The organism is Colwellia asteriadis, from assembly GCF_039523295.1.
In the GTDB taxonomy this organism is placed as follows: Bacteria; Pseudomonadota; Gammaproteobacteria; order Enterobacterales; family Alteromonadaceae; genus Colwellia; species Colwellia asteriadis.
The window spans coordinates 169,336-182,154 of the sequence record NZ_BAAAFA010000004.1 but is presented as its reverse complement, the minus strand read 5'-3'; the positions used below and the strand labels follow the sequence as shown (position 1 = coordinate 182,154).

The 12,819-nt window shown below is 37.8% G+C and carries 15 protein-coding genes; all 15 read right to left on the bottom strand.

Annotated elements, in window-relative coordinates:
* Positions 1–29 precede the first annotated feature (29 nt).
* The 15 genes from thiL to ABD005_RS07235 all read right to left on the bottom strand — a co-directional run bounded on the left by thiL (position 30) and on the right by ABD005_RS07235 (position 12,817).
* The gene (gene thiL, locus ABD005_RS07305) at positions 30–989 is read right to left on the bottom strand and encodes a thiamine-phosphate kinase (protein ID WP_343816667.1); all 960 of its coding nucleotides are present in this window, start codon (positions 987–989) and stop codon (positions 30–32) included.
* Positions 990–1,012: 23 nt separating this feature from the next.
* A complete protein-coding gene (gene nusB, locus ABD005_RS07300; protein ID WP_343816665.1) occupies positions 1,013–1,429 on the bottom strand; it encodes a transcription antitermination factor NusB in 417 nt (138 codons plus the stop codon).
* Between the two features lie 115 nt (positions 1,430–1,544).
* Positions 1,545–2,009, bottom strand: a complete 465-nt coding sequence (ribH, locus tag ABD005_RS07295) for a 6,7-dimethyl-8-ribityllumazine synthase (protein WP_343816663.1) — start codon at positions 2,007–2,009, stop codon at positions 1,545–1,547.
* 110 nt (positions 2,010–2,119) lie between these two features.
* Entirely contained in the window at positions 2,120–2,914 is a 795-nt protein-coding gene (locus tag ABD005_RS07290; RefSeq protein ID WP_343816661.1) for an MlaA family lipoprotein, read from the bottom strand.
* A gap of 125 nt (positions 2,915–3,039) precedes the next feature.
* On the bottom strand, positions 3,040–3,507 hold the full coding sequence (locus tag ABD005_RS07285) for a DUF2802 domain-containing protein (RefSeq protein WP_343816659.1): 468 nt from the start codon (positions 3,505–3,507) through the stop codon (positions 3,040–3,042).
* Between the two features lie 69 nt (positions 3,508–3,576).
* A complete protein-coding gene (locus ABD005_RS07280) occupies positions 3,577–4,071 on the bottom strand; it encodes a chemotaxis protein CheW (RefSeq protein ID WP_215979835.1) in 495 nt (164 codons plus the stop codon).
* Between the two features lie 69 nt (positions 4,072–4,140).
* Positions 4,141–4,881: a chemotaxis protein CheW gene (locus ABD005_RS07275; RefSeq protein WP_343816657.1), complete on the bottom strand. Its 741-nt coding sequence runs from the start codon at positions 4,879–4,881 to the stop codon at positions 4,141–4,143.
* Complete coding sequence (locus ABD005_RS07270; RefSeq protein WP_343816655.1) at positions 4,882–5,670, bottom strand: ParA family protein; 789 nt, start codon at positions 5,668–5,670, stop codon at positions 4,882–4,884.
* Positions 5,671–5,679: 9 nt separating this feature from the next.
* Positions 5,680–6,669 (bottom strand): flagellar motor protein MotB, encoded by a 990-nt coding sequence (locus tag ABD005_RS07265; RefSeq protein ID WP_343816653.1) that lies wholly within the window; start codon positions 6,667–6,669, stop codon positions 5,680–5,682.
* Entirely contained in the window at positions 6,666–7,412 is a 747-nt protein-coding gene (locus tag ABD005_RS07260; RefSeq protein WP_343816651.1) for a flagellar motor protein, read from the bottom strand. Before ABD005_RS07260 ends, ABD005_RS07265 begins: the two co-directional genes overlap by 4 nt.
* The gene (locus ABD005_RS07255; RefSeq protein ID WP_343816649.1) at positions 7,405–8,532 is read right to left on the bottom strand and encodes a protein-glutamate methylesterase/protein-glutamine glutaminase; all 1,128 of its coding nucleotides are present in this window, start codon (positions 8,530–8,532) and stop codon (positions 7,405–7,407) included. The genes ABD005_RS07260 and ABD005_RS07255 overlap by 8 nt, the downstream gene beginning before the upstream one ends.
* Before the next feature lie 74 nt (positions 8,533–8,606).
* Positions 8,607–10,784, bottom strand: coding sequence for a chemotaxis protein CheA (locus tag ABD005_RS07250; protein ID WP_343816647.1), 2,178 nt, complete (start codon positions 10,782–10,784; stop codon positions 8,607–8,609).
* 13 nt (positions 10,785–10,797) lie between these two features.
* The gene (locus ABD005_RS07245) at positions 10,798–11,541 is read right to left on the bottom strand and encodes a protein phosphatase CheZ (protein ID WP_215979829.1); all 744 of its coding nucleotides are present in this window, start codon (positions 11,539–11,541) and stop codon (positions 10,798–10,800) included.
* A gap of 69 nt (positions 11,542–11,610) precedes the next feature.
* A complete protein-coding gene (gene cheY / locus ABD005_RS07240; protein WP_215979828.1) occupies positions 11,611–11,994 on the bottom strand; it encodes a chemotaxis response regulator CheY in 384 nt (127 codons plus the stop codon).
* 103 nt (positions 11,995–12,097) lie between these two features.
* On the bottom strand, positions 12,098–12,817 hold the full coding sequence (locus tag ABD005_RS07235) for an RNA polymerase sigma factor FliA (protein ID WP_343816645.1): 720 nt from the start codon (positions 12,815–12,817) through the stop codon (positions 12,098–12,100).
* Positions 12,818–12,819 lie beyond the last annotated feature (2 nt).

Sequence of the window (12,819 nt, the reverse complement as noted above, 5' to 3'; positions counted from 1 at the left end):
ATCTCAGTTAATAACAGGTGTAATAATGATCACGAAAAGTGTTCGAAACCAGCCATATTAACTGATATTGCTTTATTGTTTAATGTGGTTGAAATGGTCTGGGACGCATTAATCTGCCCAATACAGGTGACTGGTGTTCCTGCATGAGATAATGCAGTCTCTAAACCAACTTTATTATCTTCAGATACAGTAAAAAGTAGCTCATAATCATCACCGCCAGACAATGCTAATTTCACAGCATCTTCGGCCAATAAACTTTCGCGCAAAACGGCAGATAAAGGTAATGCATCCAATACAATATTAGCGCCAACATTTGATGCTTGACAAATATGGCCTAGATCTACGCTAAGACCATCAGAGATATCAATCGCTGATGAAGCGTACTCTCTAATAACTTGACCAGCAAGTACACGGGGCTTAGGAAAATCGAGCTTAGTTCTTATCGTCGAAAAAAGGCTATCTTCTAATTCAACTTCGCCCTTAATATGTTGTAGAGCAAGTGCAGCATCACCTAACTCACCAGTAACATACAACCAATCACCTGCTGAAGCTCCTGAGCGAGTCAAATAACTATCTTTTGGAGTTAGCCCATGCGCAGTAATGGTAATACTTAATGGGCCTTGTGTTGTATCGCCTCCAATCAACTGAACATTGTAAAACTCGCACAACTCAAAAACACCTGCTCCAAATTCACTTAACCAACCCTCATCAACACTTGGTACTGTTAATGCTAATGAAATCCAGCTAGGCGTTGCCCCCATCGCTGCAATATCAGAAAGGTTAACCGCAACAGCTTTATGACCTATAGCTCTTGGTGAAGTATTCAAAGGAAAGTGAACTCCCGCTACTAAAGTATCGGTAGTAATAACAATATTTTGCTTTTCGATAGGCGCAATCACAGCGCAATCATCACCAATTCCCAGTTTAACTTCTTTGTGTTTGACTGTTTGATTGGTAAAAAATTGTTTTATAAGATCAAACTCTTTCATAATATTTATCAGTTTCGTAATAATTATTCTTGAGAGCGAACAATCTTTACTGTCTTATCTAAAACACCATTGACAAATTTATGGCTATCATCTGCCGCAAATGATTTAGCTAATTCGATAGCTTCATTAATCACGACACGATATGGAACATCAACACAATATTTTAACTCGTATACAGCAACACGTATAATGGCCTTTTCAACATGGTCAACTTCGTCTAATGGGCGGTCAACAAAAGGCGAAATAACCTCATCAATCACTGCAATATTTTGAGTTACACCACGAAGCAATTGTTGGAAATATTCAATATCAAAACGACGTTTGCTATTTTCGCTAATAAAGTTCACTTCAACATCTGTTACTGAATTTTGGCTAAGTTGCCATGAATAAACGGCTTGTACGGCAAGTTCACGGGCTTTTCTTCTTGGTGAAGGTTTCACAATATATTTCCACTTTTAATAATGATGCTAATAACTCTATAAATTATAGCGTCATATAAATTAATTAGGGCGTATTAAATACACCCTACATTGACTTAATAATGATGTTGTACGCTTATAGCTGAGCTAAAACATTAACCATTTCTAACGCACCTAAAGCTGCTTCTGCACCTTTATTACCAGCTTTAGTACCAGCGCGTTCTATTGCTTGTTCAATAGAGTCGGTGGTGATAACACCAAATGACACTGGAATTTCTGAATCTAAACAAACTTGCGCTAAGCCTTTATTAGACTCACCAGCAACAAAATCAAAGTGCGGAGTGCCGCCACGAATAACAGCACCAATAGCAATAATGGCGTCAAATTTACCTGTTTTAGCTGCTTTTTTGGCAACAAGTGGTAACTCATACGCACCTGGAACACGAATTACAGTAATGTCGTTGTCTTGTACATTACCGCTACGTTTAAGTGCATCAATAGCACCATCTAATAAACTATCAACAATAAAGTGATTAAAACGTGATACAACAATAGCAAATTTCTTGCCTTTTGCTTCAAAAGAGCCTTCAATAATATTCATTTAAATTATTTCCAATAAAACAGGTTCTAAAAAATTTTCGCAATTCTAGCAAATTACGAGTGACTTAGGTATACGTTTATTCTATTTAACGATAAATCTTATGTAATGAATTACTCAAATTCTTCAAGTAATGCATCAATTTCAGCTTCTTGAGCTTCATCAATAATCACAGGTGGATTGCCATCATAAAGTCTATAGCGCATATTTTGAAAGTAAGCGTTTTTAACAAACTCATAAGGGTCTTCAGACTCGATGATTAATTGCTCTTGATCTCTTATCGCGGCTCGTTTTTCAAGCCCAATAATACTTAGACGCACTACATTAGGCCAAAAATCAATAATCGCCAACGGCCAATACAGACCGTCGACATAATCTCCAACCTCTTCCCTGACAGAGCTTGGCCCGAAACCTGGAATAACTAAATAAGGGCCGTCTCCGACACCATAAGTGCCTAAGACCTCGCCAAACTCTTCTTGCTCTCCTGACCATTCAAAGTCACTCGCAGGATCATAAAAACCGAGTAAACCAATAGTGGAGTTTAATACAAATCGTCCTGTACTTTTTGCCGCATCTGTTATTTTAAGCTGTAATAAGTTATTAATGATACTTGCTGGTTCATTTAAATTTAATGCCATATTGTATAAACCAGTACGTAAAAATGGCGGTGTGTAAGTTGTATAAACATCACTAGCTGGTTTAGCAATATATTTATCTAGATAATCCCAAGTAAATGTCCATAAAGGTCTGTTAATGACTTCTAAGGGATCTCTTGAGTCATTAATAAAACTAGTGTTGGCTGAGTATTCCTCAACTTCACTTTCTTGAGGCGTGCTTGAACAACCTGATAAAAACAGGAACGTTATGAAAAATAAGTATTTATAAAAGGAAGTTTGAACGACTTTCACGAGGCTTGAATCCTTGCCATTTCAGCTAAAAAAACCGAGATACTTTAGCATGTATTGGAGTAAACATAACCTCCTTTTTTAGAAAACCTTTATTGAGAGGGGCATTCTTGAATAAAACATCGAGCTTAAGTGATTATTCGCTGCCTATGTACTGATAACAACATTTCAGCTTCAGCTATTGGTAACTCGCATTCCTTAACGATTTCATCAATATCTGCTCCTTTCTCCGCCAACTTAAACGCTCGGCTATACAGCTTATCTTGTTCTTGGTTATCTTGTATATTTTCAATGAGTTGCTGTAAGTTATTAGATATCGCTTGCTGTGACTTAATTCGATGCTCTAGTTGCTTCATTACCTGAGAGCTTTCTAGTAATTGAGCATTAGCTGACTTTTGAAAGGTTAACTGCTGTTTTTTAAGTTCTTCATTAATCGTTTGTAACTCTTGTATTATAAGTTCATCTGTTTGCCTTTTATGCGTTAACTCATTTAATTTTTGATTAAACTTATAAAGGAAAAAAACCAAAAAAAGGCTACCAATAGCGACAAATAATAAAGTAAATATAGAAATGATAGGGGGGGTAAACAACGACATTAGAACACTTCACCGTAAACTTAAATAAAACCAGCTAAGCAGAAGTATGCTTAGCTGGTTCGAAAATGACTAGAATTGTTTTAATTCATCCCATTCATCATCAGAAAGTAATTTATCAAGATCAACTAAAATGAGTAGCTCTCCTTCACGGTTAGAAACTCCTTGAATAAATTGAGCACTTTCTTCATTACCAACATTAGGAGCAATATCTATTTCAGATGCTTTTAAGTAAACAACTTCGGCAACACTATCTACTAAAATACCAATAACTTGCTTTTCAGATTCGATTACAACAACACGAGTATTATCAGTGACATCACATGGCTCCAACCCAAATCGGGCACGAGTATCAATAACGGTCACAACATTACCGCGAAGGTTAATTATACCTAAAACGTATAAAGGGGCGCCTGGAACGGGGGCTATTTCGCTATAACGTAATACTTCTTGTACTTGCATAACATTAATGCCGTAGGTTTCACTTTCTAACTTAAAAGTTACCCATTGCAACACTTCATCGTTAACATCATTTTTTTCATTAGAACTACGTCTTTCGTCTGCCATACCACTTGCCTCTTAATTTATTTAAATAACCGTTTGTATTAGCTTATTTACAGAGTAGCTGCATACAAATTATTTTTCTTGATATATATTACTGCCTTTATCGAGTAACTTAATTAAAGCGCTTACATCAAGTAAGGCACACATCTTTTCTTTTACCAAACCTGCAAGCCACGGTCGCTTATTTTTTGTATCTAACCATTTAACTTCATCTTGTGATAACACCACAGTATCAATAAGGTTTTCGGCCATTAATCCCCAATTACTATCATTTAACATAATAATATATTGATAGTTTAGCGAATCTTTTAGTTTATCATTACATTTTTCAGGCATAACCCATAATGCGGTATCAACAACATTAATTTTTTCTTCTCGGTGCAACATCACACCTTTAAACCATTCAGGTTTACCCATTAAGCTATTAGTTTTTCCAACCTGATGAATTCCACCAAGCTCAATTAATGGCACAGCAATGATCAAGCCAGCAACATCAAAGAACATTGCTTGAAAGTCACCCTCTCGATAGGACTTACTTTCTTCTATTATAGCACTTGCTTCACTTTTTCTGGTTGTTAGTACTTTATTTTCTAATATCGGCTCATTACTCTCGACCTTTAGCGGCGGAGTAACATTTTTTAATAACTCGGTTAGTGACTTATTATCATCACCTTTAGCTTTAATGGCAGGTTTAGGAGCTGACATTGCTTTTTTCAACATAGGTTGTTGAACATCTTCACTTGATGACTCTGTCAATAGTTCAGATAGATAGTTTTGCATCAGCTTTTTACTTGCTGTTAACGACTTACTCATTTACAACGTAACCTCTTTTTTCTCGCCATGCTGTTTAATTAAATAGTTTAAAAGGCTTTTATAAGCAATGCTTCCGCGAGAATTAGCCGCATAATCAGACGGGACTTTTTGTGCTAAGCTTGCATTTCTTAAGTTAGTATCAACAGGCACAACACCTGGCCATACTTTATTAGCATAAAGATCCTGCAGTTTTTTAAACGCTAATATTGATGCCTTAGTACGTTTATCAAACATTGTAGGTACTATAGTATACTTGAATTTTTCAGCTTGCTCTCCCTGCATAATTTCTAATGTTTTAATCATACGGTCTAAACCTTTAAGTGCTAAAAACTCTGTTTGCACTGGCACAACAATTCTATCAGCTGCTGCTAAAGCATTAACCATCAGTACACCTAAAACTGGTGGACAATCAATAAGTACATAATCATAATCGGCTTGTAATGTTAGCATAGCCTTTTTTAAAACTAAGCCCATCCCTCCTTTATTACCTAAAGAGCGATCTAGCGTGGCTAGCCCCATAGTGGCGGGTAAAATATCAATATTATCGTACTGAGTTGGGCATAAACTCTGTAAAATTTGTTCTTTAGAAGACTCTTGAATAAATAGATCATAAACGCTTAAATCTAGATCTTCAGATTCAATACCAAAATAATAACTTAGCGATGCATGAGGATCGGTGTCAACAAGCAGCACACGCTGTCCACGCTCAGCCAGTATTCCGGCTAAAGAGATAGTTGTTGTGGTTTTACCAACACCACCTTTTTGATTCGCTACAGTCCAAACTATCAAAGATTCATCCTAGTTGTTGTTATTATCAACGGAGCTTTCTTTTTGTACTTCAGAGTCAGCTCTTGTCGTAACTCTAATGCCACCATTGCTCAGTTGAAGTGTTTTCACTTTACCATCAGGTACCGATGTACTTTGCGAATTATCTTTATTACTTAATGTCTCAAGCGCTACACTCGATAATACTGGTTGTTTCGCTTTATCAACACCAAACTTAGAAATAGCAATAACCACTTTTCTATTTTCAGCTCTTCCCTCAGCGGTATTGTTGCTAGCCGTAGGGTAATATTGCCCATATCCCTCTATTGCCATTCTATTTGGTGCGATACCAAATTGCTCCAATAACCGAAGAATTGCTGTTGCTCTATACACTGATAGCTCCCAATTAGAAGGAAATATTTCAGTATTTATGGCTTGGTTATCGGTATAACCTCTTATACGAATAAAGTTACTGCTTTGATTAATAACATTATAAACTACATTTAAAAGATCTTTGGCAGCATTAGTGGTCGATGACGAACCACTAGGAAATAATAATGCACTATTAAGTTCAATTTCTAACCAATCGCCATCAATCTGTAGATTGGCATAACCTGACTCAATAATGTCATATAGTGCAGTATTTAATTCCTCTTCTAATGAAGTTAAGTGGCTTCCAATCTTCTCATCAGAAATATTAGAAAGCTGTTGTTTATTATCAAATAGCTCAGGCCCTGCTACTTCTAATAAGCCATCGCCATATAAATTTTTCTTCGATTCATTGGCCTTTACCAGTAAAATATCATTGCTACTTCCACTGTTAATACTGTGGAGATCTGTCGGTTTAAACAAACCACCAAAAGATTCAGTAATAATATCAAACGGTTTTTCATTGACCATAGCCATCGCATAAAGTACGACGAATAGCGCAAATAATAACGTCATATAATCAGCATAGGAGACTAACCAACGATGAACATTGTCAGGCTCTACTTCATGCCGTTTACGACGTACTCGATTCATCTATCCAACCTAAATGCAGATAACTTATCTTCAATTGCGTGAGGGTTATCACCATTGGCAAGTGCAATAAGCCCTTCAGAAATCATTTCTCGATACATCGTTTGTTGGTGAATAATGGCTCTCAACTTATTTGCTACCGGCAAATAAATTAAATTAGCAAAACCAACACCGTATATAGTTGCAATAAATGCGGTCGCAATACCTGTACCAAGTAAGGCGGGGTCTGTTAAATTATTCATCGCATGGATAAGTCCCAAAACAGCGCCTAGAATTCCAATGGTAGGGCTATACCCCCCCATCGCTTCAAATACATTAGCAGAGCGTAGGTTATGCTCTCGGTATATATCTAAGTCGAGCTCTAAAGATAAACGTAATGTGTCAACTTCAACGCCATCAACTAATGAGTTCAGCCCTTTTTGTGTATATTGGTCATCAATATCAAGAGCTATATCTTCTAAAGCTAAGTAACCTTCACTACGCGATAGCTCTGCCCAATGTACAATATCAGCAATGCCTTGTTCTATATTATAAACAGGAGGATAAAAGACCCAACGAAGCAATGAAATAGCATGAGTAAACTGCACCATGGATGATTGCAACATCACTGCCCCTAAAGTACCGCCAAAGACAATAATAAATGCGGGTAGTTCAAATAAAGCAGAAAAACTTCCTCCGTCTAAGCTAAATCCTATATAAATAGCTAAAACAGCCAGAACCAGTCCTGCAATACTGAGTTTATCCACGGCTGACTTCCTTAACCATTGAGGGCGCCATCGCATCTAACGGTAAAGAAAGTTGAGATATCCCTGCCTTATCAATAGCTTGTGGCATTCCGTAGACAACACAAGATTGTTCATCTTGAGACCATATGGTAGCACCTTTTGTTTTAAGCATTCTGGCACCTTCTTTTCCATCAGATCCCATACCGGTAAGTATAACGGCAAGTACTTTTCCTGAAAAAGTTTTAGCTGCAGAGCCAAACGTAATATCAACACTTGGTTTAAAGGTTATTTTAGGAGAGTCATCTTCTAAAATTTTGATTTTAGCTGCACTCTCTGTACCACTAATAATCATCTGACGACCGCCTGGTGCTAAGTATGCGCAGCCGGGCTTTAATACGTCACCATCGGCGGCTTCTTTAACTTTTATCTTACATAATGAGTCTAAGCGGCTAGCAAATGCAGCAGTAAACGCCGCTGGCATATGTTGTACCATGACAATAGGTAATGGAAAATCAGCATTAAATTGCGTGAGTATTTTTTGTAAGGCGACAGGTCCACCTGTAGATGTACCTATAGCTAGTAATTTATACTCTTTACCAGAACTACGTGAAATAGTATTGGAAGACTTTTTGACGCTAGTACCAACCTCTTTTCTCTCAACAATTTTCGTCGGTACTTCGCGAGTTAGTGGCCTATCACTTCTCACAGGTGGCGTAGGCTTACTAACCCGCGCCCTTAAATTAGGTTTACGGGCAATCTCTAAAACACGTTGACGTAACAAGCTCCCTGCTTCATCGGTATTTTTAGCTATTTCACTAAACTTTTTAGGAAGAAAATCTAAAGCGCCAGCCTCTAGCGCCTCAAGTGTTGCTTGTGCACCTTGATGGGTTAAAGAGGAGAACATTAGTATTGCTGTTGGTGACTGAGACATTATTTTTTTAACAGCATCAATACCATTTAACACGGGCATCTCTATGTCCATTGTGATCACATCAGGCTTTAATAGCTTAGCTTTATCAACAGCTTCTTGACCATTTACAGCAACACCAATAACTTCAAGTTGAGGATCTTTAGTTAAGATGTCTGTGACTCTGCGTCTAAAGAAGCTGGAGTCATCAACCACAAGTACCTTATAGGCCATTTATTATCTCTGCTTTTTTATATGAGTGATTATAGGTAAGTTGAAGGCGCTCGAAAATAAAGCGCCTTCAATAGCTAACTACGCAGTTTTTTATTAACCGGTGACTTTCTAGCATAAAACTTTAATATGTTTGCTATATCTAAAATAAGTGCAATGCCGCCGTCACTAGTAATGGTTGCTCCTGCCATGCCTGGTGTACCATGAAGTAATCTATCGAGTGGTTTTATAACAACCTCTTCTTGACCAATTAAGCTATCAACAACAAAAGCAACTTGTTGATTACCTAACTGTACAATAACAACATGACCTTTATCGCGAGGCTTCGATGTATACCCTTTGACTAACCACTGATCTAAGTAAAATAAAGGAATAGCCTTTTCTCGAACTATAATGGTTAATTGACCATCAACACTGTTGGTATTAGATAAATCTAAATGAAATATTTCATTGACTGAAGCAAGCGGTAAAGCAAATGTTTGCTTACCAACCACAACCATTAGTGTAGGTAATATAGCTAAAGTTAAAGGAACTTTAATTTCTAACACTGTGCCTACACCCAGCTCAGCGTCAATGTTGACCGTACCGTTAAGTTGTGTGATTTTAGTTTTAACCACATCCATACCAACACCACGACCCGATACTTCAGATATTTCTGTTTTAGTAGAGAAACCTGGAGCAAATATTAAGCTATACGCCTCTTTATCTGACATACGTGCTGCGGCATCCGCATCAAGAACACCGCGTTCTATCGCAATATTTTTTAATTTTTCAGGGTTCATACCTGCACCATCATCTTTAATGGTCAGTAATATATGATCTCCTTCCTGAGAGGCTGATAAAACAACAGTACCTTCTCTAGGCTTACCTATTGATTCACGAACATCTGGTGCTTCAATGCCGTGGTCAACAGAGTTACGTACTAAGTGAACTAGAGGATCGGCTAGAGCTTCAACCAAGTTTTTATCTAAATCAGTTTCTTCACCTTCAAGAATAAGCTTAATATCTTTTTTCAGGCTTCGAGCTAAGTCACGAACAACTCGAGGGAAACGACCAAAAACCTTTTTAATAGGCTGCATCCGTGTTTTCATCACGGCGCCCTGTAAGTCGGTAGTCACTGCATCTAAGTTAGTTACCGCTTTAGTGAGATCTTCATCATCAGACACTAGCCCTAAACTGGTTAGCCTATTTCTAACGAGTACGAGCTCACCAACCATATTCATGATTTGATCAAGCCTTTTTGTATCAACCCTAACAGTGGTTTCACCTTGTGATGCCGCTGCTGCTTTCTTCTCTGCGACTTTAGCAGGAGCAGAGCTTACTGGTGCCGGCGCAGGACTTGGTGTTGATGGCTTAGCTGCTGCTGGCTTAGCCGGAGTAACAGGATCTGGAGTCACTGCAGGGGGAGTATTTTCAACTGTATTTTCGGTTGCTGTACTGTCAGTTGCGGTACTTGGGGCATTACCTTTACCGTGTAACTCATCGAGTAGTTTTTCAAATTCTAAGTCATCTATATCATCCGAAGATGTACTAGAAGTGGCTTGAGAGGACGCTGCAACTTCTGAAGAAAAAGCCCCTTGACCATGTAATTCATCAAGCAATGATTCAAATTCATCGTCTGATATTTCATTGCTATCGGTTGGATTGCTAGCCGTAGGAGCTACATTAACCTCTTCTGATGGCGCAGGAGTTGAAGGTTCCCCACCGCCATGTAACTCATCGAGTAAGCGCTCAAACTCATCTTCGGTCATTTCATCATTTGAGCCTGTATCATTTGAGTTTTCATCATTAATATCGTTATTAACAGCTACCGTAGCATCTTCAACGACAGCTTCAATTGGAGCTGGATCAGCAGCGCCTGCTGAATCAGGAGTACTAAGGCGATGTAATTCAGCTAATAGTTGCGGATCTGCAGGAATTAATGGCTGGCTATTTTGCACTAAAGCAAACATATCATTAACCGTATCTAGAGCAGATAGAATAGTATCCATAAGCTCAGGATTAACACGTCGTTGTCCAGTACGTAATAAATCAAAGATATTTTCCGCACCATGACAGACTTCAACAAGCTCATTCAAGCTTAAAAACCCTGCTCCCCCTTTCACTGTATGAAATCCACGGAAGATAGAGTTCAATAGCCCAGAGTTATCTACATCATTTTCTAGCTCAACTAGCTCTTCTGAAAGAGACTCTAAGATTTCACCCGCTTCAACTAAAAAATCCTGTAAAATTTCTTCATCTGCTTCAAAAGACATGCAGCAACTCCCATTAAAATCCTAAACTTGATAAAAGATCATCAACATCGTCTTGATCTTCAACAACATCGTCTCTGTTTTCTGTGTTTACTATCGGACCTTCAACTAAATTGTCACCGACTTTAGGTGTCGCTTGATTTTTATCATCATCAGAAGTGATACCAAAAGCGGTTAACATGTTAATTAAACTGTCTTCAACCTCTCGAACCAAATCAATAACCTTACGAATAACTTGGCCTGTTAGATCTTGGAAATCCTGTGCCATTAAGACATCGGTCATTAAGCCATGTATTAATTGAGTTTCTTTACCTGTTGTTTTAAGTAGTGTGTCAATACCCAAACAAAGGCTTTTGAACTCAGCTAAATCAATTTGATTATTCATCAGTTTAGTCCAAGCGGGATTAACTGCATCAACTTGTTCTGATATTCTATCAACCACTGGAAAAATAGCTTCAACAGCGTCCATAGTTTTGTTTGCTGCTTCTTCTGTTCTTTCAATAACGTAATTCAGGCGCTCTTTCGCATCCGGAATATCAGCATTAGCCAAGTCACTTAAACGAGAGTCAACTTGGAAGTTCGTTAACGAGTCATGAAGTTGACGTGTTAACTTACCTATTTCTGCAAACAGTTCCGAGTTAATTGGGTTTTGAATTTCTGCAATAATTGCATCGGCAGCATCTTGCTGCCCAGATTCAAGATACTCAACTAGCGATTTTGCTTGCTCTAAAGAGATCCGCCCCATCATAGCTATACTCATGCAAAGTCCTTAATACTTATGCAAACCATATTCTTAGCATATTAAATTCGTATAAAGCTAAAACAGTTATTAACCCAAACGCTCAAAAATTTTGTCTAATTTAGTTTTTAACGTTGCCGCAGTAAATGGCTTAACGATATAACCATTTACCCCTGCTTGAGCTGCCATAACTATTTGCTCTTTTTTAGCTTCTGCAGTAATTAATAAGACAGGGATGTGAGATAAGCTCGCATCAGCTCGTATTGCTTTTAATAAGTCAATACCTTGCATACCAGGCATATTCCAATCAGTTACAACAAAGTCAAAATCTCCACCTTGAAGCATCGGTAATGCTGTGCTGCCATCATCCGCCTCTTGAATATTGGTAAAGCCTAAATCACGCAATAAATTTTTTACTATACGTCTCATGGTTGAAAAGTCATCAACTACAAGCACTTTCATATTTTTATCCAAGGCACCCTCCGGCGAAACATTTAAAATTAATAATGGTGGTATTATTTATACTATCAAACTTATTTTAACAGTGAAGTTAATTGTTATCGATTTAATAGTTTAGTTAATTTTGCCAAGATTGCATACGCGCTTTTAACCTATGCATTGCTTGACTATGAATTTGGCTCACCCTTGATTCACTTACATCAAGTACTTGACCAATTTCACGTAAATTCAATTCTTCATCGTAGTATAGCGACAGTACTAGAGCTTCACGCTCGGGTAAAGTGCTTATACACTCAGCTAACGCCTTTTTAAACGCAATTTGTTCTATATTTAGATAGGGATCATCATCAATATTGTCATCAGTATAACTTAACGCATCTTCACTTGTACCTAAGTCATCTATGCCTAGTATTTTACCTGTACTGACTTCTCTTAATATATGATGGTAGTCATTTAATGAAATATCAAGTTTTTCAGCAACTTCAATATCAGAAACATCTCTACCAAGTTTAGCTTCTAATGTATTGATTGCATCACTTACCATTCGGCTATTTTTATGTACTGAGCGAGGAGTCCAGTCACCGCGACGCATTTCATCTAGCATTGCACCACGTATTCTAATACCTGCAAAGGTTTCAAAGCTAGCACCTTTAGTATTATCAAAGTTATTAGCGGCTTCTAATAATCCAATCATGCCTGATTGAATGAGATCATCGACTAATACACTTGCAGGTAGTCTTGCCAATAAGTGATAGGCAATACGTTTGACCAAAACAGTATGTTGCTCAAGTATCGCAGCTTTATCAATTTGATTACTATAGCTATTCGCTTTTGCCACGT

What these genes read in the sequence shown, in the direction of transcription:
- ABD005_RS07285 (WP_343816659.1), bottom strand. Translation starts at nt 3,507, where the DNA reads ATGTCGTTGTTTACCCCCCCTATCATTTCTATATTTACTTTATTATTT.
- ABD005_RS07275 (WP_343816657.1), bottom strand. Translation starts at nt 4,881, where the DNA reads ATGAGTAAGTCGTTAACAGCAAGTAAAAAGCTGATGCAAAACTATCTA.
- ABD005_RS07255 (WP_343816649.1), bottom strand. Translation starts at nt 8,532, where the DNA reads ATGGCCTATAAGGTACTTGTGGTTGATGACTCCAGCTTCTTTAGACGC.
- ABD005_RS07250 (WP_343816647.1), bottom strand. Translation starts at nt 10,784, where the DNA reads ATGTCTTTTGAAGCAGATGAAGAAATTTTACAGGATTTTTTAGTTGAA.
- ABD005_RS07280 (WP_215979835.1), bottom strand. Translation starts at nt 4,071, where the DNA reads ATGGCAGACGAAAGACGTAGTTCTAATGAAAAAAATGATGTTAACGAT.
- thiL (WP_343816667.1), bottom strand. Translation starts at nt 989, where the DNA reads ATGAAAGAGTTTGATCTTATAAAACAATTTTTTACCAATCAAACAGTC.
- ABD005_RS07265 (WP_343816653.1), bottom strand. Translation starts at nt 6,669, where the DNA reads ATGAATCGAGTACGTCGTAAACGGCATGAAGTAGAGCCTGACAATGTT.
- ribH (WP_343816663.1), bottom strand. Translation starts at nt 2,009, where the DNA reads ATGAATATTATTGAAGGCTCTTTTGAAGCAAAAGGCAAGAAATTTGCT.
- ABD005_RS07245 (WP_215979829.1), bottom strand. Translation starts at nt 11,541, where the DNA reads ATGAGTATAGCTATGATGGGGCGGATCTCTTTAGAGCAAGCAAAATCG.